Annotated in this window: 20 protein-coding genes; 6 read left to right on the plus strand and 14 right to left on the minus strand. The window is 62.1% G+C overall.

The features are described from left to right. Positions 1–97: 97 nt before the first annotated feature. Positions 98–940: a M15 family metallopeptidase gene (locus L9B60_RS15205; RefSeq protein ID WP_249679595.1), complete on the plus strand. Its 843-nt coding sequence runs from the start codon at positions 98–100 to the stop codon at positions 938–940. Between the two features lie 75 nt (positions 941–1,015). Here the strand turns inward: L9B60_RS15205 and L9B60_RS15210 are convergent, their stop codons facing one another. The 5 genes from L9B60_RS15210 to leuS form a co-directional block, all read right to left on the minus strand. Then, positions 1,016–2,335 (minus strand): lytic murein transglycosylase, encoded by a 1,320-nt coding sequence (locus L9B60_RS15210; RefSeq protein ID WP_249679596.1) that lies wholly within the window; start codon positions 2,333–2,335, stop codon positions 1,016–1,018. Positions 2,336–2,440: 105 nt separating this feature from the next. After that, positions 2,441–2,593 (minus strand): alternative ribosome rescue factor ArfA, encoded by a 153-nt coding sequence (arfA, locus tag L9B60_RS15215; protein WP_249679597.1) that lies wholly within the window; start codon positions 2,591–2,593, stop codon positions 2,441–2,443. A gap of 146 nt (positions 2,594–2,739) precedes the next feature. Further along, a complete protein-coding gene (gene holA / locus L9B60_RS15220; RefSeq protein WP_249679598.1) occupies positions 2,740–3,777 on the minus strand; it encodes a DNA polymerase III subunit delta in 1,038 nt (345 codons plus the stop codon). Between the two features lie 42 nt (positions 3,778–3,819). Then, positions 3,820–4,425 carry an LPS-assembly lipoprotein LptE gene (locus L9B60_RS15225; protein ID WP_249679599.1) on the minus strand — a complete coding sequence of 202 codons (606 nt, stop codon included), beginning with the start codon at positions 4,423–4,425 and terminating at the stop codon, positions 3,820–3,822. Positions 4,426–4,498: 73 nt separating this feature from the next. Continuing rightward, positions 4,499–7,105, minus strand: a complete 2,607-nt coding sequence (leuS, locus tag L9B60_RS15230) for a leucine--tRNA ligase (RefSeq protein ID WP_249679600.1) — start codon at positions 7,103–7,105, stop codon at positions 4,499–4,501. Positions 7,106–7,365: 260 nt separating this feature from the next. On the opposite strand from leuS, the gene L9B60_RS30730 reads away from it, so the two are divergent. Both L9B60_RS30730 and L9B60_RS15240 read left to right on the plus strand, forming a co-directional pair. Next, on the plus strand, positions 7,366–7,683 hold the full coding sequence (locus L9B60_RS30730; protein ID WP_438866114.1) for a hypothetical protein: 318 nt from the start codon (positions 7,366–7,368) through the stop codon (positions 7,681–7,683). 131 nt (positions 7,684–7,814) lie between these two features. After that, positions 7,815–8,576, plus strand: coding sequence for a YdcF family protein (locus tag L9B60_RS15240; protein WP_249679601.1), 762 nt, complete (start codon positions 7,815–7,817; stop codon positions 8,574–8,576). Between the two features lie 162 nt (positions 8,577–8,738). Here the strand turns inward: L9B60_RS15240 and lnt are convergent, their stop codons facing one another. The 5 genes from lnt to miaB form a co-directional block, all read right to left on the minus strand. Then, a complete protein-coding gene (gene lnt / locus L9B60_RS15245) occupies positions 8,739–10,256 on the minus strand; it encodes an apolipoprotein N-acyltransferase (RefSeq protein ID WP_249679602.1) in 1,518 nt (505 codons plus the stop codon). Positions 10,257–10,279: 23 nt separating this feature from the next. Continuing rightward, positions 10,280–11,119 (minus strand): CorC family transporter, encoded by an 840-nt coding sequence (locus L9B60_RS15250; protein ID WP_249679603.1) that lies wholly within the window; start codon positions 11,117–11,119, stop codon positions 10,280–10,282. A gap of 6 nt (positions 11,120–11,125) precedes the next feature. Next, the gene (gene ybeY, locus L9B60_RS15255; protein ID WP_249679604.1) at positions 11,126–11,620 is read right to left on the minus strand and encodes an rRNA maturation RNase YbeY; all 495 of its coding nucleotides are present in this window, start codon (positions 11,618–11,620) and stop codon (positions 11,126–11,128) included. Then, positions 11,613–12,620, minus strand: a complete 1,008-nt coding sequence (locus L9B60_RS15260; RefSeq protein ID WP_249679605.1) for a PhoH family protein — start codon at positions 12,618–12,620, stop codon at positions 11,613–11,615. Before L9B60_RS15260 ends, ybeY begins: the two co-directional genes overlap by 8 nt. 133 nt (positions 12,621–12,753) lie before the next feature. Further along, the gene (miaB, locus tag L9B60_RS15265) at positions 12,754–14,082 is read right to left on the minus strand and encodes a tRNA (N6-isopentenyl adenosine(37)-C2)-methylthiotransferase MiaB (RefSeq protein WP_249679606.1); all 1,329 of its coding nucleotides are present in this window, start codon (positions 14,080–14,082) and stop codon (positions 12,754–12,756) included. Positions 14,083–14,212: 130 nt separating this feature from the next. Here miaB and L9B60_RS15270 point away from each other — a divergent pair, with 130 nt between their 5' ends. After that, entirely contained in the window at positions 14,213–14,539 is a 327-nt protein-coding gene (locus tag L9B60_RS15270) for a DUF1820 family protein (protein WP_249679607.1), read from the plus strand. A 43-nt stretch (positions 14,540–14,582) separates the two neighbouring features. On the opposite strand, the gene L9B60_RS15275 is transcribed toward L9B60_RS15270, so the two are convergent. From L9B60_RS15275 to L9B60_RS15290, 4 genes are all read right to left on the minus strand, one after another. Then, entirely contained in the window at positions 14,583–15,131 is a 549-nt protein-coding gene (locus tag L9B60_RS15275; protein WP_249679608.1) for a tetratricopeptide repeat protein, read from the minus strand. Between the two features lie 248 nt (positions 15,132–15,379). Continuing rightward, a complete protein-coding gene (hemL, locus tag L9B60_RS15280) occupies positions 15,380–16,663 on the minus strand; it encodes a glutamate-1-semialdehyde 2,1-aminomutase (protein WP_249679609.1) in 1,284 nt (427 codons plus the stop codon). A gap of 22 nt (positions 16,664–16,685) precedes the next feature. Further along, entirely contained in the window at positions 16,686–17,312 is a 627-nt protein-coding gene (gene thiE, locus L9B60_RS15285; RefSeq protein WP_249679610.1) for a thiamine phosphate synthase, read from the minus strand. Between the two features lie 20 nt (positions 17,313–17,332). Further along, entirely contained in the window at positions 17,333–18,130 is a 798-nt protein-coding gene (locus L9B60_RS15290; protein WP_249679611.1) for a hydroxymethylpyrimidine/phosphomethylpyrimidine kinase, read from the minus strand. Between the two features lie 266 nt (positions 18,131–18,396). Between L9B60_RS15290 and L9B60_RS15295 the strand changes: the two genes are divergently transcribed. Both L9B60_RS15295 and L9B60_RS15300 read left to right on the plus strand, forming a co-directional pair. Then, positions 18,397–20,793 carry a hybrid sensor histidine kinase/response regulator gene (locus tag L9B60_RS15295; protein WP_249679612.1) on the plus strand — a complete coding sequence of 799 codons (2,397 nt, stop codon included), beginning with the start codon at positions 18,397–18,399 and terminating at the stop codon, positions 20,791–20,793. Between the two features lie 73 nt (positions 20,794–20,866). Continuing rightward, positions 20,867–22,516: an acyl-CoA dehydrogenase family protein gene (locus L9B60_RS15300; RefSeq protein WP_249679613.1), complete on the plus strand. Its 1,650-nt coding sequence runs from the start codon at positions 20,867–20,869 to the stop codon at positions 22,514–22,516. The last annotated feature ends 20 nt before the right edge of the window (positions 22,517–22,536 follow it).

Genomic DNA, 22,536 nt, shown 5'->3' on the forward strand with positions numbered 1-22,536 from the left:
CTGCTTTGCCTCCTTTGAGAAGTTGTTAGCTTGGTACTTGCCCCGATCAACGGTTCGGGGACAGGACGGTTATCTAACATCAAAGGAATAGTGACTGATGAAGTATTTTCCCAAAACCATGACACCTCTTTCAGTGGCCATCGGCATGTCAGTGCTGGCTGGCCACGCCTCTGCCCAAGTACTGCCCGTTAGTGACGTGCACTGCCAAGTGATGCAAGACTCCAATACCTTGAACCCACAAGGCCCGGTCGGCTGTGATCGATTGAGGTTGGTGACGTTTCCCTTCGCCTCCCTGGACGGCCCGGATGGCGAGGGGTCGGTCATGGTCATGGATGCATTTGCCGAGCAGGTAGACGACCTGTTCATCGCCCTGTACCAACGGCGCTTCCCGTTGCAGACGGCTTTGGGCATGGAGCATTTCAATGGTGACGACGCGGCATCGATGGCGGCCAACAATACTTCGGCCTTCAATGGTCGGGTTATCGAAGGCAGTGCGAACTGGTCATTGCATGCTTATGGCGCGGCCATTGATCTTAATCCGGTACAGAACCCGTTCCTTGCCATCGCTGTGGACGGTACGGCTTCGATTGACCCGGTGGCTTCAGCTCGCAGCTATGTAAACCGCATGTCCGTGCGGGCGGAGAAGCCCGTCAGGGTGGGGATGGCCGAGGAGGTGATCGATCTGTTCGCCGAGCGCGGTTTCCTGCATTGGGGTGGCTACTGGAACTACCCAGTGGACTACCAGCATTTCGAAGTGGCGCCACGACGCTTCATCGAGTACCTGGCAAATGCGGAGCCAGAGCAGGCCCGCGAAGACTTCCTGGGGTATGTTCAGATGTATGGTGGCTGCATGGCCGAGGAAGCCGTGCTGGAACACGCCGCTCAGCGAGCGCAGTGTGTTGGGCGAGTGCTGGATTACTACCGCCAGTGGCCGCTGTAAGTTAGGTTGAGGCAAGCTGCGTCGCTTTCAACACGGCGACGCAGCGTTCGTTGCGGCTAGACAAATGCGGCGCTGTCAGTGCGCCCGCAAACTTTCCAGCAGCTTGTGGTTGGGGTAACCATCCGCCGGCCAGCCCAATGCCTGCTGCGCACTGCGGATGGCCTTGCGGGTGTTGGCGCCGATGATTCCATCCGGCGTGCCCGCATCGTAATTCTTCGCGGTCAGCAGGGTTTGCAGTTCGAGGCGCTCGGTGCGGCTCAGCGGCAGGTCATCCTTGGGCCATTGGCCATAGATGTAGCCTGCACCGTTGAAACGCTGTGACAACAAACTCACGCCCAGCGCATACGACGATGAGTTGTTGTACTTGAGGATCGCACGGAAGTTGTCCAGCACCAGGAAGGCCGGGCCGCGATAACCGGCAGGCAACAGCAGGGCGGCGGACAGCTGCTCGGCGTTGGCCGGCAGGCGCGTGCCAGCAGGCAGGGTCACGCCCATGCGCAGCCATTCGCCAACCGGCTTGCGCAGGGCGCCATCGGCTTGGGCGTAGTCGAAGCCAGCGCTTAGCTGCACCTCAAAGCCCCACGGCTGGCCACGCTGCCAGCCGGAGCTCTGCAGGTAGTGCGCCGTCGAAGCCAGGGCGTCGGCAGCGCTGTTCCAGATGTCCCGGCGCCCGTCGCCATCAAAGTCCACGGCATGGGTGTTGTAGGTGGTGGGGATGAACTGGGTCTGGCCCATGGCACCGGACCAGGAGCCGAGCATCAGCTCAGGCTGGATATCGCCGTTCTGCAGGATTTGCAGGGCGGCGATCAATTGATCCTGGGCAAACCCCTGGCGCCGTCCTTCGTAGGCCAGGGTCGCCAGCGAGCGGATCACCGACTTGTCGCCCTGGAACTGGCCGAAGCTGCTTTCCATGCCCCATACCGCGACCAGCGCCTGGCGATCAACACCGTAACGCTGCTCGATCTGCGTCAGTACGTCGGCGTACTGGTTGAGCAGGGCCTGGCCCTTGCGTACGCGCACGGGCGAAATCGCACCGTCCAGGTATTCCCACACCGGGCGGGTGAACTCCGGTTGGCTGCGGTCAGCCTTGATCACCGACGGGTCCGGCGTTATGCCGGCGAACGCGCGGTCAAACAGCGCCGGGTTGATGCCGGCCTGCAGGGCTTGCTGGCGAAAGCCTGCCTCCCATTGATCGAAGGTTTGGCTAGGCAGCACGAAGCCATCGGCGTCGGTGGGCGCGGCGGTAGTCAGCGGGGCGACAGGCGAAGTCTTTTGGGGTGCTACGGGCAGGGCATCGGCGGCGGTGTTCTGTTCAGCACAGGCGACGAGCAGGAACAGGCTGGAAGTAGCGAGCAGTTGGCGCATCTGCCAACGCTGGGGACGACGAAGAGACATTCACAGGTCCAGGTATTTCAGGTCAGGTGACGACCATACCATGACTGCCGGGCAGAGCGGGAGTTGTGCGGGGAGGGGAGTAGGCAATGTCCGACTAATGCACGTTCACGCCGCCATAACGGAAGAAGCCTCCCAGCTTTTAGACTGGAAGGCTTCGCGGCGGTAGCTGCCTTTGCCCTTGGCGGGTTGTTCCTGACGGCTGCGGAACAGGGGCTGGGCGATGATGGACTTGGCTTTGTTGGGGCGTTTCTTGCTCATGGATAACCTCCGCTTGTGAAGCTGCGGATAATACGCCGATGTTACCCCAGCACAATACCTTCCCAGTAGGAGCGGGTTTATCCGCGAAAGGATCGCCACGGTGCTTCAGTTATACGGCAGTGATCGCTTCGCGGATAAATCCGCTCCTACTGGGCCGGGAGGGCCAGGCGCTGGCCGGCCATTAGCAGCGACAGCCGCGACAGGCTGATCCACACCGAGCCCTGGGCCTGGCCCTTGATCTGTGCATCGATATGCTGGGCATCCTGCAGCAGTTGCGCCCAGCGCTGCGCCGAATGGCGTTGCAGGGCTTTGCTCATCAACGGCTTGCGCTTGTCCCACACCGGTGGCTTGGCCTGGCTGAACGCCTTGTCCAGCGGCGTGCCTTGGCTGTATTGCAGGGCAATGTTGGCCAGGGTGCGCAGCTCACGGGCCAGCGCCCAGAGGATCACCGGCGGTTCCACGCCTTCGCCGCGCAGGCCTTCGAGCATGCGCAAGGCGTGGGCCGCTTCACCGTTGAGTACGGCGTCCACCAGGCCGAACACGTCGAAGCGCGCACTGTCGGCCACGGCCGCCTGCACGGTTTCCAGGGTGATCTGGTTGCCGTCGGCCAGCAGCTTGAGCTTCTCGATCTCTTGGGCGGCAGCCAGCAGGTTGCCTTCTACTCGCGCGGCGATCAGCTCAACGGCATCCTGTTGCGCCGACAAGCCGGCCTGGGACAAACGCTGGCGAATCCATTGCGGCAACTGGCTGGCATCCACTGGCCAGATCTGCACGAACTGAGTCTGCGCGCCTTCGACCAGGGCCTTGCCCCATTTGGTCTTTTGCGCGCTGCCATCGAGTTTGGGCAGGCTGATCAGCAGCAAGGTATCTTCGGCCGGGCGCGAGCAGTACTCGATCAGTGCGCTAGCGCCTTTGTCACCGGGTTTGCCAGACGGCAAACGCAGTTCCAGCAGGCGCCGTTCGGCAAACAGCGACAGGCTCGCGCCGGCCTGCAGCAGGGTGCCCCAATCGAAATTGGCGTCGGCGCTGAATACCTGGCGTTCGTCGAAACCTTGTTGGCGCGCGGCGGCACGCACGGCATCGGCGGCCTCCTGGCACAGCAAGGGATCGTCGCCGCTGATCACGTAGATCGGCGCAAGGCTGCCTTGCAGGTGTTTGTTGAGCTGGGCGGGGGTCAGTTTCATGGCGATGAAAGAAAAGGGGCGCCTGAGCGCCCCCTCTCCTGCTTACCTGCTCGGCAGTTGGACGGGCGACTGCTGCGGCGTCGCGTCCATCGCGCGCTGGGCAGCGGCCTCGGCGTCGGCTTCAGCCTTGGCACGGGCATCGGCCTTGGTTTGCAGTTCGTCCAGCTGGGCTGGGGTCAGTTTCTGCAAACGTGCCATCATTTTCTGGATCAGGTCGCGACGCAGGTCTTTGCGGGCCTGGGCAGCTTCCTGGTCGGAGCCGGTCAGGTTGTTGCCATCATGCAGGTAGATCTTTTGCGCCTCGACCTTGTCGCTCACCAGTTGCAGGTTGTTGGTGCCGTTGATCTCGTAGTTGAGCACGGTGCTCAGCTCATACTCCGCCGAGCGAGTGGAGCCCGTGTAGCTGGCAGCGCGCTGGTTTTCCACTTCGCTGCTCAGGTTAAGCTTGTACGGGCCGCCACCGACCACTTTCACGCCGCTGCTTTCCAGCGCACGACGCAGGTCGGTCACGGTCGGGCCATAGGCGTCACGGGCCGTCAGGCCGATTTCCTTGATCGACATCTGATTGGTGCCGGTACCGCGCAACTGGAAACCACAGGCGCTCAGCATGACGGCCAGGCCCATTACCAGTAGATTGCGTTTGATCATCTTGATGCTCCCTTGAAACCTTGTGGGCCGACTCTGTAAATGGCGCCCGGAGCCTTCCGGACGCTCGATGCGATCAGCTGGCGACGATGTTGACCAGTTTGCCGGGCACGACGATCACTTTGCGGATCGTCAGGCCTTCGGTGAAGCGCAGTACGTTTTCGTTGACCCGGGCAGCCGCTTCGACTTCTTCGCGGCTGGCACTGGCCGGCATTTCGATCTGCCCGCGCAATTTACCGTTCACCTGGATCACCAGGGTCAGGCTGTCTTGCACCAAGGCGCTTTCGTCCAGGGTCGGCCAACCGGCGTCGATCACGGCGCCGTCATGGCCCAGCTGGTTCCACAGTTCGTGGCTGATGTGCGGGGTGATCGGGGCCAACAGCAGTACCACGGTTTCCAGGCCTTCCTGCAGCAACGCACGGTCCTGGGCGGTGGCCTGGGGGGCTTTTTCCAGGGCGTTCATCACAGTCATCACCTGGGCGATGGCGGTGTTGAATTTGTGGTGCTGGCCGACGTCCACGCTCGCCTGGCGAATGGCCAGGTGGGTGATGCGGCGGATAGCCTTTTGCTCGTCGTTCAGCGCGGCGACGTCCAGTGCTTCAGGCTGGCCTTGGGCCACATGTGCCTGGGCCAGGCGCCATACGCGCTTGAGGAAGCGGTGCGAACCTTCCACACCCGAATCAGACCATTCCAGGCTCATGTCGGGCGGCGAGGCGAACATCACGAACAGGCGGCAGGTGTCGGCGCCGTACTGATCGATCATCGACTGTGGGTCGACGCCGTTGTTCTTGGACTTGGACATCTTCTCGGTGCCGCCGATTTCCACCGGCAGGCCGTCGCTGATCAGCTTGGCGCTGATGACCTTGGCCTTGCTGTCGCGCTCAAGTTCGACGTCGGCCGGGTTGAACCAGGTCTTGCCGCCGTTCTCTTCCATGCGGTAGTAGGTTTCGGCGACGACCATGCCCTGGGTCAGCAGGTTCTTGAACGGCTCGTTGGAGCTCAGCAGGCCTTCGTCACGCATCAGCTTGTGGAAGAAACGCGCGTACAGCAGGTGCAAGATGGCGTGTTCGATACCGCCGATGTACTGGTCCACTGGCAGCCAGTGGTTGGCCGCGGCCGGGTCGACCATGCCGCCTTCGTAGTGAGGCGAGGCATAGCGGGCGAAGTACCACGAGGACTCGACGAAAGTGTCCATGGTGTCGGTTTCGCGCTTGGCTGCAGCGCCGCATTTAGGGCAGGTGCACGCGTAGAACTCGGGCATGCGCGCCAGCGGCGAGCCTGCGCCGTCGGGTACCACGTCTTCGGGCAGCTTGACCGGCAGTTGGTCTTCCGGCACCGGTACGTCACCGCAGGTATCGCAGTGGATGATCGGGATCGGGCAGCCCCAGTAGCGCTGGCGGCTGATGCCCCAGTCGCGCAGGCGGAACTGGGTGCGGGATTTGCCAAGCTCTTTCTTGATCAGCGCCACTTCAATGGCGTCGAAGGCGCCGGCGAAGTCCAGGCCGTCGAACTCGCCGGAGTTGATCAGCTCGCCGTGTTCGTTGTACGCGTCCTGCCACGGGGCAGGGTTGGTATCGCCAGCGCTGGTGCGCACCACCGACTTGATCGGCAGGTTGTACTTGGTGGCGAACTCGAAGTCGCGTTCGTCGTGTGCCGGGACCGCCATGACCGCGCCGTCGCCGTAGTGCATCAGCACGTAGTTGGCGACCCATACCGGCAGCTTCTCGCCGGTCAGCGGGTGCTCCACGAACAGGGCAGTGGGCTGGCCTTTCTTCTCTTGGGTGGCGATATCGGCTTCGGCCACGCTGCCGCTTTTGCATTCGTTGATGAACGCTTGCAGCTCGGGGTTGTTCTGCGCAGCTTGGGTCGCGAGCGGGTGCTCGGCGGCCACGGCCACGTAGGTGGCACCCATCAGGGTATCCGGGCGGGTGGTGAACACTTTCAGCGTGCCCGCTTCGCCAATGGAGGCCTGGTCGTACGGGAACTGCACTTCCATCCCTCGCGACTTGCCGATCCAGTTGCGCTGCATGGTCTTGACCTGTTCAGGCCAGCCCGGCAGATCGTCGAGGCTTTCGAGCAGCTCTTCGGCGTAGTCGGTGATCTTGAAGTAGTACATCGGGATTTCGCGCTTTTCGATCAGCGCGCCCGAACGCCAGCCGCGGCCGTCGATGACTTGCTCGTTGGCCAGTACGGTCTGGTCGACCGGGTCCCAGTTCACGGTACCGTTTTTACGGTAGATCACGCCTTTTTCGAACAGGCGGGTGAACAGCCACTGCTCCCAACGGTAGTAGTCGGGCTTGCAGGTGGTGACTTCGCGCGACCAGTCGATCGCCAGGCCCAGGCTCTTGAGCTGGGACTTCATGTAGGCGATGTTCTCGTAAGTCCACTTGGCTGGCGCTACGTTGTTTTTCATGGCGGCGTTTTCAGCCGGCATGCCAAAGGCGTCCCAACCCATCGGTTGCAGGACATTTTTACCCTGCATGCGGTGGTAGCGGGAGATCACGTCGCCAATGGTGTAGTTGCGCACGTGCCCCATGTGTAGCTTGCCGCTAGGGTAGGGGAACATCGATAGGCAATAGAAGGTCTCCTTGCCAGGCTGTTCACTTACTTCAAAGGACTTTTGCTCGTCCCAGAACGACTGGGCGGCGGCTTCGATTTCGCGGGGCTGATAGAGTTCGTGCATGGCTACTTTGCGCTGAGAAATGGGTGACCTTATCCAGGCAGCTGGTAAAACGCTGCGGCCGGTAGACAGGTGTCGACTTTAAACGCCGTAGCATACATGACCCCCGCGTATCTGGGGAAACCCTGATTGCGCTGGCGGCAGGCTGGCGATTGTACGAAAACATGAAGAAACGCGGCCGTTGGTCGCGGCATCGCGCCGGTTTTACGAGCAACGCTAAGCTCATCAATGGGGAGTTCGTTTAATTTCAATGAGGTGAGCGGATGGTTGAGTCACAGGGCAAAGCCATGAAGCCGGAGGCGTATGAGCGGCTGATCGATCGTCTGGGCCTGGCCTTGGACGTCGCCAGGACAGCGGTTCGGTTAAGAGATGAAGCACCGGCGGAATTGGAGTTACGTGGTTTGAGTCGCGCAGAGATGGAATTGATCAAGGCCTACCTTAAGTCCAACCCGGTGGGCGGGCAAGGCGGCTCCGTGCTGCTGGAGCCTTTCGAGTCAAATCGTCCGGCCAATGTGGTGTGGCTGAAAGACAAGGCCTTTGCAAAAGGTACGGCCTACTCCAGATCGCGACAGTTCAAGTAATCAACGAGGTGAGTCTGGTGCAACCTGGAACGCACATTATTACGTCACCTCGGCCTTTTCGGATCAGCGTTGCCCCTCTGTTGCAGCGCATCTTTCCACTATAGGCTTCGGGCACCTTCAGAGGATGCTCGATGCCTTTTCGTTTCCTGATCAAATCCCTTCTGCTGCCCCCGGGCATTCTTTTCCTGCTGTTGCTGCTGGCCTGGTGGCTGAGGCGTTCGCGGCCGCGGCTGGCGGCGGGGTGTTTCGCCCTGAGCCTAGGTGGCTTGTGGTTGATGAGCTTGCCGATCGCCGTGCAGACCGCCGCGCATGCCCTGGAGCAAACGCCTGCGCTCAAGGCCGATGAATGGGCAACCCTGGCCCAGCACGCCGATGCGATCGTTATCCTGGGGGCTGGGCGCGAGCGTGGCGATCCGGCCTGGGGCGGTGAAGACCAGCCCACCGGCGTTGCCTTGGAGCGCGTGCGCTACGCCGCCCGCCTGGCCAAGGCCTCGGGCTTGCCGGTGCTGACCAGCGGTGGCCTGCATTACGGCACGCCGCCCAGCGAGGCATACATCATGGCCGCCTCGCTGAAGGATGATTTTGGCGTGCAGGCTCGCTGGCAAGAAGGCGCCAGCCGCACCACCTGGGAAAATGCCCAAATGAGTGCCGACATCCTCAAACCCCTGGGCATCAAGCGCGTAGTGGTAGTCACCCAGGCTTGGCACATGCCGCGCTCGCGCTGGAGTTTCGAGCAGGCGGGGTTCGAGGTAGTGAGCGCGCCGGTGGGCTTTTTGGGGGTCGACAATGCCCGGCCTTGGGGCGGTTGGCTGCCGGAGGTCAAGTCGCTGTGGCAGAGCGGGCAATTGTTGAATGAGGCGGCGGGGGCGGTGGGGTACCGGTTGTTTTATTAGCAGCGCCTGGTTCGCGGATAGTCCGCTCCCGTAGGATTCATCCGCGAAGCAGCCGACACAACTTGCCTGACATACCGCGGTGTCCTTTTCGCGGATAAATCCGCTCCTACAGAAGGAATGCGATCGTCTGTAGGATTCATTAGCGAACCAGGCGCCTCAATCTCAAACGGTCTTGGCAATCCGGCTGGCCAACAATGCCCAGCCAAACAACAACCCGCACACAATGATCAACGGCCACGAGCGCCAGCGCAGGTAAGGCGTGAGCTCGTGCATCGGCACCACGTCTCCATACATCACCGCCTCGGTGAACTGCGGGATCTGCGTGGTGATCTGCCCGTACGGGTTGATCAGCGCGGTCACGCCGTTGTTGGTGGCGCGGATCATCCAGCGGCCGGCCTCCAGGGCGCGCATCTGGGCCATCTGCAAGTGCTGCAGCGGGCCGATCGAGGTGCCGAACCAGGTGTCGTTGCTAATGGTCAACAGCAAGTCACTGTGCCTGGCAACGCCTGCGGCGAATTCCGGGTACACCACTTCATAGCAGATGAACGGGGCGATTTCGTAGCCTTTGGCTTGCAACAGCGCCTGGTCGGCCGGGCCGCGGGCGAAGTCCGACATGGGCAGGTTGAAGAAGTCGATCAGCCCGCGCAGCAGGTCCTGCAATGGCACGTACTCACCAAAGGGCACCAGCTTTTGCTTGAGGTAGGTGCCATCGCCCTGGCCTACCACGGTGATGCCGTTGAAGTAGCGTTTCTCGTGGCGCACTTCCTGGCGGATCGGCACGCCGGTAATCAGCGCCGACTGACGGCTGGAGGCGAAGTTGCCCATCATGTCGAGAAAGCCCTGGGCGTTGTCCATCAACACCGGCACGGCGGTTTCCGGCCAGATGATCAGGTCGGTGCGCTTGGCCCGGAAGGTCATGTCACGGTACAGCGCCAGTTGCGCGTTGACCTGGGCAGGGTCCCATTTCATGCTTTGTTCGATGTTGCCCTGCACCGCCGCCACGCTCAGCGGTTCGCCGGCCGGGCTGGTCCAGGCATGGCCCTTGAGCGCCTGGCCGATGGCCCAGGGGCCGAGCAGCAGCACCACGCCTGCGGCCAGGAAGGCCTTGCGCTCGCGCAGCCGATGCAGGTTGCACAGCAGGGCTGCGGTCAACGCCAGGGTGAACGACACCAACCACATGCCGCCGACCGGCGCCAAGCCTGCCAGCGGTGCATCAAGCTGGCTGTAACCGGCATACAGCCAAGGGAAGCCGGTCAGGAACCAGCCGCGGAAGGCTTCCTGAGCGACCCACAGGGCGGCAAAGGCCAGGGCATCGGCCAAAGGGGCTTCGTTGCGGCGCACCCAGCGCGCCCAGAGCCACGCGGGGAGGGCAAAGAACAGCGCCACGGCGGCGCTGAACGCCAGCATCAGGAACCCTGCCAGGAACACCGAAGCGCCGCCGTAGGTGTGGATGCTCACGTAGATCCAGCTGGTGCCGGCGCCGAACAGGCCGAAACCGTAGCACCAGCCACGGCCAAAGGCCTGGCGAGGGCTGAGCCCGCGCATGCCGAAATAAAACAGCGCCAGCGAGAAAATCGACAGCGGCCAAAAATCGAAGGGGGCCAGGGCCAGCGGAGTGAGAGCGCCAGCCGCCACGGCCAGCAGGTTACCGGGCCAGCCGGGGCGGGAAATCCAGCGCATCTTTGTCCTTAAAAACGTCTTGCTTATCGGGAAATGGGGGTCAGGCGCAGCAAGTGTATCCGGCGGCTGTCGGCGTTGAGAACGCGGAATCGGTAAGCACCGATTTCAGTGGTCTCGTTACGCTTGGGCAGGTGGCCGAAGGCATTCATCACCAGGCCGCCGACGGTGTCGAACTCGTCGTCGGAGAACTCGCTGTCAAAGAACTCGTTGAAGTTCTCGATGGGCGTCAGCGCCTTGACCAGGAAATCGCCGCTGGGCAGGGGCTTGATGTAGCTGTCTTCCTCGACATCGTGCTCATCCTCGATGTCGCCGACAATCTGCTCCAGCACGTCTTCGATGGTCACCAGGCCTGCCACGCCGCCATATTCGTCGATGACGATGGCCATGTGGTTGTGGTTGGCGCGAAATTCGCGCAGCAGCACGTTCAGGCGCTTGGATTCGGGCACGAAGGTGGCCGGGCGCAGCAAGTCCTTGATGTTGAAACTGTCGCCGTTCTCCTTGAGGATCAGTGGCAACAGGTCCTTGGCCAACAACACGCCCATGACGTCGTCATGGCTCTCGCCGATCACCGGGTAGCGCGAGTGCGCCGCATCGATCACTGCCGGCAGGAATTCGCGTGGGGTCTGGGTCGACTTGATGCTGATCATCTGCGAGCGCGGGACCATGATGTCACGCACCTGCAGGTCGGCAACCTGAATGGCACCTTCGACAATGGTCAGCGCTTCGCTGTCGAGCAGCTTGTTCTGGTGGGCTTCGCGCAGGAGCTCCAGCAGCTCCTGGCGGTTTTTCGGCTCGTGGGCAAAAGCTTGGGTGATTTTACCCAGCCAACTCTTTTGCCCGTTGCTCGATCGGTCTTCGCTCATAGCCCTTTACTCGTGATCCTTGCCAAATGCTTTGATGGGGAATTCGGTTTCGTCGTCGGCGTAGGGGTCCGGGTGACCCAGTTCGTCAAGCAACGTTCGTTCCAGCGCTTCCATTTCCTCGGCTTCATCATCATCGATGTGATCGTAGCCCAGGAGATGCAAGCAACCATGGATGACCAAGTGCGCCCAATGCGCTTCCAGGGCCTTGCCTTGTTCGACCGCCTCGCGCTGCACCACGGCCACGCAAATCACCAGGTCCCCCAGCAGGGGAATGTCGAGCATGTCGTCGGGCACGTCGGCCTCGAACGACAGCACGTTGGTGGCGTAGTCCTTGTGGCGGTAGGTGTGATTCAGTTCACGGCCTTCGGCTTCATCCACCAGACGGATGGTCAGCTCCGAATCGCCCTTGCGTTGGCGCAGGGCCAGCTCGCACCAGCGGCGAAACTCGGCTTCATCAGGTACAGGCGCTTGGGTAGCCAGTTGCAGATCGAGCTCAACCATTGTGGCGGTTGCCTCGCGGGCTGTTGTCTTCCACCGCCCGTGCCTCGAAGCGCTCATAGGCTTCGACGATGCGCTGCACCAGCGGGTGGCGCACCACGTCTTTGGGCTTGAAGTGGGTGAAACTGATGCCGGGCACGCCATCGAGCACGTCGATGACATGGGCCAGGCCCGACTTGGTGCCCTTGGGCAAGTCGACCTGGGTGATGTCACCGGTGATCACGGCGGTGGAGCCAAAGCCAATGCGCGTCAGGAACATCTTCATCTGCTCGACGGTAGTGTTCTGGCTTTCGTCGAGGATGATGAAGCTGTTGTTCAGCGTGCGGCCGCGCATGTACGCCAGCGGGGCGATCTCGATCACTTGGCGCTCGATCAGCTTGGCCACGTGCTCGAAGCCGAGCATCTCGTACAGGGCGTCGTACAGCGGGCGCAGGTACGGGTCGATCTTCTGGGCCAGGTCGCCAGGCAGGAAGCCGAGCTTTTCGCCCGCTTCGACCGCCGGGCGCACCAATAGAATGCGCCGCACCTGTTCGCGCTCCAGCGCGTCTACCGCGCAGGCAACGGCCAGGTAGGTCTTGCCGGTGCCGGCTGGGCCGATGCCGAAGTTGATGTCGTTGCCCAGGATCTCTTTGACGTAGCGCTGCTGGTTCAGGCCGCGCGGGCGAATCATGCCCTTGCGGGTACGCAGCGACACCGGCACTTCGTTGGAGGCTGGGTTGTCCAGCTCCTGCACGGCCGATTCCTGCAGGAACAGGTGGACCATGTCCGGCGACAGCTCGGTGCCCTTCGTTTCGCGATAAAGGCGACGCAGCAGTTGCTCGGCAGAGGAGGTGGTCTGGGGTTCGCCAATCAGCTCGAACTGATTGCCGCGGTTGCGGATCTCGATTTCCAGGCGCTGTTCGATCAAGCGCAAATGCTCGTCGAATTGCCCGCACAGATTGGCGAAGCGGCGAGCCTCGAAGGGCTCGAGTGTGAAGCGATGAGGTTCTATGGGTGCGTTCAAGGTCGTTTTAAGCCGCCCGACGGCAATTAAGATGGTCTCAAGGATAACCCCAGTGGCCGACCTGCGAAAGGCCTTAAATAACCAGTGGTCTAACCAGCACAATCCGCTCCTGCAAGAGCGGTTAAATGCAGGGCTACTGGATCAGGGTGCCGCGCAGCGAATGCGGGCGTGCCTCGCCAATGTGCACATCGACGAATTGGCCGATCAACTTAGGGTCGGCGCACTGGAAGTTGACGATGCGGTTGTTCTCGGTGCGGCCCTGCAGTTCGCCTGGGTCTTTGCGCGAGTAGTCGGTGACCAGGATGCGCTGGGTGCTGCCAACCATTTGTCGGCTGATCTCGAAGCCTTGCTGGTTGAGGCGATGCTGCAGGGCCTCCAGCCGTTGCTTCTTCAAGGCCTCCGGGGTGTCGTCGGCAAGGTCCGCCGCCGGGGTGCCCGGGCGCTGGCTGTAGACGAACGAGTAGGAGAAGTCGAAGCCCACGTCGGCCACCAGCTTCATGGTGTTTTCGAAATCTTTCTCGGTTTCGCCGGGGAAGCCGACGATGAAGTCCGAGCTGATGCAAATGCCTGGCACGGCGGCCTTGAGCTTGCGCAGCTTGGATTTGTATTCCAGCACCGTGTGGTTGCGCTTCATCGCCGCCAGCACCCGGTCAGAGCCCGATTGCACCGGCAGGTGCAGGTGTTTGACCAACTCTGGCACTTCGGCGTGGGCCTGGATCAGGCTGTCGGAGAACTCCAGCGGGTGCGAGGTGGTGTAGCGGATGCGGTCGATGCCGTCCACCGTGGCGACCACGCGGATCAACTCGGCCAGGTCTGCCAGGCGGCCGTCGTGGGTCAAGCCGCGATAGCCGTTGACGTTCTGCCCCAGCAGGGTCACTTCGCGAACGCCGTTTTCGGCCAGGTGGATGACCTCGGTGAGCACGTCATCGAACGGCCGGCTCACTTCCGGGCCGCGGGTGTAGGGCACCACGCAGAAAGTGCAGTACTTGCTGCAGCCCTCCATCACCGACACGTAGGCGGTAGGGCCGTCGATGCGTGGCTCGGGCAGGTGGTCGAACTTCTCGATCTCGGGGAAGGAGATGTCCACCTGGGGCAATTTTGTGGTGCGCGCCGCGTCGATCATTTCTGGCAGGCGGTGCAGGGTTTGCGGGCCGAACACCACGTCCACGTAAGGGGCGCGAATACGGATGGCCTCGCCTTCCTGGCTGGCCACGCAGCCGCCCACGGCGATCACCATGTCGGGTTTTTCCAGCTTCAGTTCGCGCCAGCGGCCCAGTTGCGAGTACACCCGGTCCTGGGCTCGTTCGCGGATCGAGCAGGTGTTAAGCAGGATCACGTCGGCGTCTTCGGCGCGCGCGGTCACTTCCATGGCCTGGTGTTCGCCCAGCAGGTCGACCATGCGCGAGCTGTCGTACTCGTTCATTTGGCAACCGTGGGTTTCGATATAAAGCTTCTTGGCCATGGGGGTTCTTCAGCGGGTTCAAAGAACCGAGCATTATAGGGGCCATCGCTCAGGGTTCCTAGCGTTGCTCATCTGGCGGCTATGCTATAGTTTTCGCCCTCTTCACATTCCCCGACTGTTACCCGCCCAGATGACCAAACGCGAAGCGCCAATCTACAAAGTGATTTTTCTCAACCAGGGCCAGGTTTTCGAGATGTATGCCAAGCAAATCTACCAGAGCGACCTCTGGGGGTTTCTTGAAGTGGAGGAGTTCGTCTTTGGCGAACGTACCCAGGTCGTGGTCGACCCGAGCGAAGAAAAGCTCAAGGCTCAATTCGAAGGCGTGGTGCGCAGCTTCGTGCCGATGCATTCGATCGTGCGTATCGACGAAGTCGAACGCCTGGGCACGCCAAAAATCAGCGAAGCCCGCGGCACCAGTAATGTGATGCCGTTTCCGATGCCAATGCCCGACAAGTAAACAATAGCAGGGGGCGTGGTGGCGCAAGGCCGCCACGCCAGTATCAAGGCAGGGGCGAGAAGGGCGAGCGCCCGTCAGCTGTTTGCAGCTCTTGCAGATATTTGCGGAAGATCTGGCCGAGCACTTGAGTGGCGGTTTCCAGTTCGTCGCGCTGCATTTGTTCAGACACTTCGTCGGCGATATCCAGCGCATCTTCATTGCCGTTGACCGCAGCCATCTTCAGCACAATGTAGGCCTGGATCTTGTTGGCAGGTACGCCTTCGCCATGGAAGAACATCACGCCCAGGTGATATTGCGCGTCGGCTTGGCCTTGCAGCGAAGCTTGCTCGAAATAATTGAGGGCCTGGGTAAGATCGCGCGGGGCATTCTTGCCGTCGTAGTAATACTGCCCCAACTCATATTGCGCTTGCGCATCCCCGGACTTGGCCGCCTGTTGGCACGAGGCGAGTGCCTGTGGCAGGTCTTGCGGCTGAGTATTGAGGGTGCAGCGACCCATCGCTGGGATCAACAACGAGTTACCGCCTGCAGTTGCCAGCAGCGGTTGAAGAAGCAACAGGCAGCCCAAGGCAAGGGCGCGGCCGGTGCGGTTCATGGGGATCGACTTACCTCTGCAAGATGCGGGCGGACCCGACCAGAAGAAACTACGGGTGGCACATTATGAAATAACAAAGGCCGTCGTTACAAAGTCTTTACTCGTTTTTCTGCGCTTTGGGAAATCGAATGCCGAACGGGGTAACCGTAGGGGCGGATTTATCCGTGAAAAGAGCACCACTGTTGCATCAGTAAAGACGATGGCGTTCTTTTCGCGGACAAATCCGCCCCTACAAGAGCAGGTGAGGGTTATTTGAGGGCGGCGAAGGCTTTTTCGGCCGCATCCAAGGTGATCTTCAGCTCAGCATCGCCATGGGCAATCGAGGTAAAGCCGGCTTCGAAGGCACTCGGCGCCAAGTAAACGCCACCTTCGAGCATCAAGTGGAAGAAGCGCTTGAAGCGGTCGGCATCGCTGCTCATCACGTCTTCGAAGGTGACGATGTCGTCGGCGCCACTGAAGTACAGGCCGAACATGCCGCCTGCCTGGGTGGTCACGAACGGGATGCCGGCGGCATCGGCCAGTTGTTGCAGGCCGTCGAGCAGTCGGGTGGTGTACTCGGTCAGCTCGGCGTGGAAGCCCGGGCGACTGATCAGCTTCAGGGTGGTCAGGCCGGCGGCCATGGCCAACGGGTTGCCCGACAAGGTGCCAGCCTGGTACACCGGGCCCAGCGGGGCGATGTGCGACATGATTTCGCGCTTGCCGCCGAAACACCCGACTGGCATGCCGCCACCGATGATTTTGCCAAAGGTGCTCAGGTCCGGCGTTACGCCGTAATGCGCCTGGGCGCCACCCAGGGCCACGCGAAAGCCCGTCATCACTTCGTCAAAAATCAGCACGACGCCGTGTTTGTCGCACAGGGTACGCAGGCCTTCCAGGAATCCGGGTGCTGGCGGCACGCAGTTCATGTTGCCGGCCACCGGTTCAACGATGATGCAGGCCACTTCCGTGCCCACTTCGGCGAGCATTTGCTCCACGGCAGCGATGTCGTTGAAGGGCAGGGTGAGGGTGTGCTTGGCAAAGGCTGCCGGCACGCCAGGGGAGCTTGGCACGCCCAGGGTTAGGGCGCCGGAGCCGGCTTTCACCAGCAGGCTGTCGGAGTGGCCGTGGTAGCAGCCTTCGAATTTGATGATGCTGTCGCGGCCAGTGAAACCACGGGCCAGGCGAATGGCGCTCATGGTGGCTTCGGTGCCGGAGCTGACCATGCGCACCATTTCCATGGACGGCACGATCGAGCACACCAGATCGGCCATCTGGGTTTCCATCTCGGTAGGTGCGCCGTAGGACAAGCCGTGTTCCAACTGCTTGCGCACCGCGTCGAGCACGTCCGGGTGGCTGTGGCCAAGGATCATCGGGCCCCACGAGCCAACGTAGTCCACGTAGCGCTTGTCATCTTCGTCGGTGACATAGGCGCCGGCCGCGTGCTTGAAAAACAGCGGGGTGCCGCCGACGCTCTTGAAAGCGCGAACAGGGGAGTTCACACCGCCGGGGATGTGTTTCTGGGCATTGGCAAACAGCGTTTCGGAACGAGACATGATGGGCTCTCTTGAATCGGAATCAGGCAGGTGTGAACAGGGCGTTGAAGGCCCGCGCGCGGCGGGTCACTTCCTGGGCGCTGTCGGCACCGAACAGGGTATGCACCACGGCCAGCAGGTCGGCGCCACGCTCGATCAACGCCGGGGCGTTGTCCAGGGTAATCCCGCCGATCGCGCAGATCGGCAGCTTCAGGCGGCTGCGGGCCTGCTCCAGCAGCGTTAGGCTGGCCGGGGCGGCATTGGGTTTGGTACTGGAACTGTAGAAGGCGCCGAAGGCGACGTAGCTGGCGCCTTCGCGGGCGGCCTGCTCGGCCAACTCGATACTGGCGTGGCAGGTGGCGCCGATGATGGTTTGGCGGCTGCGCAGGGCGCGGGCCTGGGCCAGCGGGCCGTCGGTCTGGCCCAGGTGCACGCCAACGCCCAGGCGGGCAGCCAGGTCGGCGTCATCGTTGATGATCAGTTGGGTTTTATAGCCTTCGCACAGTTTGAGCAGGGCATCGGCCTCGCGCAGGCGGCGGCCTTCGTCGCTGCTCTTGTCGCGGTATTGCAGCAGCACGATGCCGCCGTCCAGCGCAGCCTTGACGTAGTCCAGGAACTTGCCGGCCAACAGTTGGCTGTCGGTAATGGCATACAAGCCACGTAATTTCATGGTCAAACCTCAGGCCGGTATTACTGGCAGAAATCCAGCGGCAAGCGACGCGGGACGTATTGGCCCTTGCCCAGCTGTTCGGCATCACGCAGGGTGCGCCACGTGTAATTGAGGGCCGACTGCACGGCGCTGTCCAGGTGCTCGCCCAGGGCCAGGCGACCGGCCAAAGCACTGGCCAGGGTGCATCCAGAACCATGATAGCTGCCGGGCAGGCGCTGGCAGGTAAAGGTTTGGCGGCGGCCGTCGCGGCTGTACAGGCGGTTGTGGATCTCGACTTCGTCGCCGTGCCCGCCAGTGATCAGCAGGTTGCGGCAGTAGGGCAGCAGTTTTTCAGCGCATTGATCGGCAGTGCCCTCGGGCAGTTCGGCCAGGATGCGCGCTTCAGGCAGGTTGGGGGTGGCGATAATGGCCAGCGGCAGCAGCTGTTCGCGCATGGCGTAGCCCACTTCGTCCTTGCCCAGGCGGCCACCGCCGCCGGCGCGCAGTACCGGGTCGCAGACCATCGGCAGGTGCGGGTGGGCGCTCAGCAGGTCGACCACCGTCTGGACCATGTCCAGCGAGCCAAGCATGCCCAGTTTCACGGCGGCCACGGGCGAGTCGTTGAGCACGGCGTTGGCCTGGGCCATCACCCACTCGCGGTCCAGCACGCGAAAATCGCTGACATTGACGGTGTCCTGTACGGTCAGGGCCGTTACCGCGGGGGCGGCATGGCAACCTTGAGCGATCAGGGCTTCTATATCTGCCTGCAGGCCGGCACCGCCACTGGGGTCGTGGCCGGAGAGACAGAGGACAACGGGGCGGGAGCTATAGATATTCATGGTGCGCGAGCTTACCACCAAACAAGTTTTTCGGCGTTGCCCGGCAATTTTATGTTTTTTGATACAAAGCCGCTGTATTATTCATTACGGATAAGCTGAAAGTACTGCGCTAGAGCCTTCAAAGGCTTTTTTTCAATGGCGTTAACCGGGCCTCGGAAGCTATGCTAGAGTGCTTCGATAACCGATAACAGGCACTGTCGGCCAGCGTCGTCTCACAGGGAATTGGGGGCTTCCCGACGCGGCACAACGGGCCATGCTGGGGCTGTATGCGCTATTTGCTGATAATGCTGGTGGGCTTGCTCCCAATGCTGGCCTGCGCGGTCGACTTTGACGAGTCCACCCGCACCCTTTCGCTTGGGCACTCTACCCAAGTGTTCGAAGATGTCGACGGCAGCGCCACGATTGGCCAGATCACTTCTGCGGCCATGGCCGGCAAATTCCATCGCCAGCGTGAAGCCGTGCTCAACGCGGGCTATTCGCGCTCGGTATTCTGGTTGCGCCTGGACCTGCGCTATGCCCCGCACGACCCCTCGGTCGCGCGCAGTTGGCTGCTGGAACTGGCCTACCCGCCGATGGACAGCATCGAGCTGTACCTGCCCGACAAACTCGGCAATTTCGCCCTGGCCCAGCGCACCGGCGATTCGCTGCCGTACTCGGTGCGCGAGATCAAGCAGAACAACTACCTGTTCGCCATCCCTTTCCCGGCGTACGAGCTCAAGACCGTCTACTTGCGCATTCACAGCGAAGGCTCGGTGCAAGCGCCGCTGAACCTATGGTCGTACACCGCCTATATCGAAGAGCAGCCCACGCGGCTGTACGTGCTGGGCCTGATCTATGGCGTGCTGCTGGGGATGCTGGTGTACAACCTGTTCATCTACCTGAGCGTGCGGGACACCAGCTACCTTTATTACATCCTCTACATCGCCTCGTTCGGCCTGTACCAGGTCTCGGTCAATGGCGCGGGCATCGAATACTTCTGGCCCGACAACCCCTGGTGGGCCAACGCCGCCACGCCATTTCTGATCGGCTCTTCGGCGTTGTTCGGCAGCCAGTTTGCCCGCAGCTTCCTGCAAACCGCCGACCACACCCGCTGGCTGGATCGCCTGCTGATGGCCCTGATGGCCTGCGGCTCGATCGTGATGCTGATGTCGCTGGCCACGAGCTACGGGCTGGCACTGCGCCTGGCCACGGCGCTGGCGTTGATCTTCACCGTGGTGATCTTCAGTGCGGGCATCATTGCCTGGTGGCGTGGCTTGCGCCTGGCGCGCTATTTCGTGATCGCCTGGACCGCGTTCCTGCTGGGCGGCATCGTCAACACGCTGATGGTGCTGGGCTACCTGCCGAACGTCTTCATCACCATGTACGCCAGCCAGATCGGCTCGGCGCTGGAGGTCGGCCTGCTGTCGCTGGCGCTGGCCGACCGCATCAACACCATGCGCGAGCACCAGGCCCAAACCTTATTGGAAGCCGGGCAGAAGCTGGAGTTGCTGAACCAGCAATTGGCTAACAGCAACCGCTTGAAAGACGAGTTCCTGGCGACCGTCACCCATGAGTTGCGCACGCCCATGAATGGCGTCATCGGCTCGCTGGAACTGATGCAAACGGTGCCCATGGACACCGAGCTCGAGCAGTACCAGCAGACTGCCGCAGGCTCTGCGCGGGACATGATGCGCATGGTCGATGACATCCTCATCCTGACCGAGCTGCAGGCCGGCAAGCTTTACCCGCGGCACGAGCCGTTCGGCTTGCAGGCACTGCTCGACAGCCTGCAGATGCAGTACGTGCGCCAAGCCCATGCCAAGGGCCTGAGCTTCTCGGTGGAAACCGATGCGAACCTGCCTGACCGCTTGCAGGGTGACTCCAAAAAGCTCGCCCTGTGCCTGGGCTGCCTGCTGGACAACGCAATCAAGTTCACCCGCAAGGGCGCTGTCAGCTTGCGGGTGCAAGCCAGCCCCGCACAGGGCGATAGCCAGGAGCTGAGCTTCCAGGTGCGCGATACCGGCATTGGCTTCAGCCACCTGGATGACGTGTTGTATCAGCGATTCTTCCAGGTCGACGGTTCGATGACCCGAGAATACGGCGGCCTGGGCATTGGCCTGGCGATTTGTCGGCAGTTGGCCGAGCTGCTCGGCGGGCACTTGCACCACCAGTCCGAGCCTGGCCGCGGCAGTTGCTTTGAGCTGACCGTGAAGCTGACCGTCGTCCAGTGGCAGCAATCTCCAGAGCCGCTGCTGCGCCCGGTCAGTTTCAATTCAAGGCGCTCAGCTCAGGACTGCACGGTATTGCTGGTGGATGACAATACCGTCAACCAGTTGGTGCTGCGCGGCATGTTGCTCAAGCTTGGCTACCGCGTGCGCACCGCCGAAGATGGCACTACGGCGATAGAGCTGATGCGTCGCGAACAGTTTGACGCAGTGCTGCTCGATTGCCACATGCCGCTCACCGACGCCTTTGCCACCTGTCGCAAACTGCGCGAGCTGCCAGGTTGCGGGCAACTGCCGGTGCTGGCCGTGGTTGCCAGCGGCCAGCGCGGCGAGCGCGAGCGCTGCATCGCCGCCGGCATGACCGAAGCGTTGAGCCGGCCGGTGCGGTTTGAAGACCTGCAAACCGTGCTGCACGGTTGGTTACTGACCACGGCCAAGGGCGAAAGCGCCGACATTTAGGCCGAAATGCCACTGTTTAAGCCCATGGGGGCGTGCTTCACTGGTACTTACCTGCCCGTCGAAGGAGCCCCCCATGAACCTGCATCAGTTCGCCGAAACCCACGAGGTGAGCAACCAGCCGCCATCGCTGGACGGTGCCAATCTGTGGCGCATCGACCTGCCTTTGCAGCAGTGGACTGGCCACTTCAAGGGTGACTGGGCACACAAACGCATCGACGCCTACGGTGCGTTGGCGGGCGGCCCACTCATGGCCGCGGGTTTTCTGGCCAACCAGAACAAGCCGGTGTTCAGCAGCCACGACCGTTACGGCCATCGCATCGACCTGGTGGAATTTCACCCTGCCTATCATGAGCTGATGCGCACGGCCATCGAGCACGGCTTGCCCTCCTTGCCCTGGACTGATCCGCAGCCTGGCGCGCACGTAGCCCGTGCGGCCATGACCTATATGCACACCCAGGCCGAAGCTGGCAGCGGCTGCCCGCTGACCATGACCTTCGCCAGCGTACCGGCGCTCAAGTTGCAGCCCGATCTGGCCGAGCGCTGGCTACCCAAGGTGCTGGCCACCACTTACGATGCGCGCAACGTCGGCATGGCGCATAAAGGGGGAGTGACCCTGGGCATGGCCATGACCGAAAAACAGGGGGGCACCGATGTGCGTGCCAATACTACCCGTGCCTACCCGGTGGGCGCGGGGGGGCCAGGCCAGGCCTATGAACTGGTGGGCCACAAGTGGTTCTGCTCGGCGCCCATGTGCGATGCCTTTCTCACCTTGGCGCAGACTGAAAAGGGCCTCAGTTGCTTTTTGCTGCCGCGCCATCGGCCAGACGATACTCGCAACGAGTTCTATATCCAGCGCCTCAAGAACAAGCTGGGCAACTGCTCCAATGCCTCCAGCGAAGTGGAGTTTCGCGGCGCCCTGGCCTGGATGATCGGCGAGGAGGGGCGGGGCGTCCCGACCATCATCGAGATGGTCGCCATGACCCGCTTCGACTGCATGGTCGGCTCGAGCGCCTTGATGCGCCAGGCCCTGACCCAGGCCGCGCATCACTGCGCCTATCGCCAGGTGGGTGGCAAGCGCTTGGCCGACCAGCCACTGATGCAGAACGTGCTCGCCGACCTGGCGCTGGAAAGCGAAGCGGCACTGGCCCTGAGCATGCGCATGGGCCTGGCGTTGGACTGCCCGGGCGATGAGCAGCAAGCGCACTTTGCCCGGCTGGTCACGGCGGTGGGCAAGTACTGGATCTGCAAGCGTGCCCCCGCCATGATCAACGAGGCTGCCGAATGCATGGGCGGCGCAGGCTATGTCGAAGACAGCATCCTGCCGCGCCTGTATCGCGAGGCACCGGTGAACTCCACGTGGGAAGGCTCGGGCAATGTGCAATGCCTGGACGTATTGCGCGCGCTGTCCAAGGAGCCTGGTGTGCTCGATGCCTTGTTCGCGGAGCTGGGCGATGGCCACGGCGACCGGCGCCTGGCCGCGCACATCCAGCAGCTCAAGGCCGACCTCAAGGACAGCACCGACATCCAGTACCGCGCCCGCCAACTCACCGAAGACATCGCCTTGGGGCTGCAAGCCAAACTGCTGCTTGAAGGTGGCAACGCGACCGTCAGCGATGCCTTCATCGAAAGCCGCCTGAGCGGCTCTGGCCGTGTATATGGTGGCCTGCCGCGAGGCCTTGATGTAGAGGCGCTGGTGCTGCGCTCCACGCCCGCCTGGCCTTAAACACACGTGCCTTTGCGCCG

It is taken from the genome of Pseudomonas abieticivorans (assembly GCF_023509015.1).
Lineage (GTDB): Bacteria > Pseudomonadota > Gammaproteobacteria > Pseudomonadales > Pseudomonadaceae > Aquipseudomonas > Aquipseudomonas abieticivorans.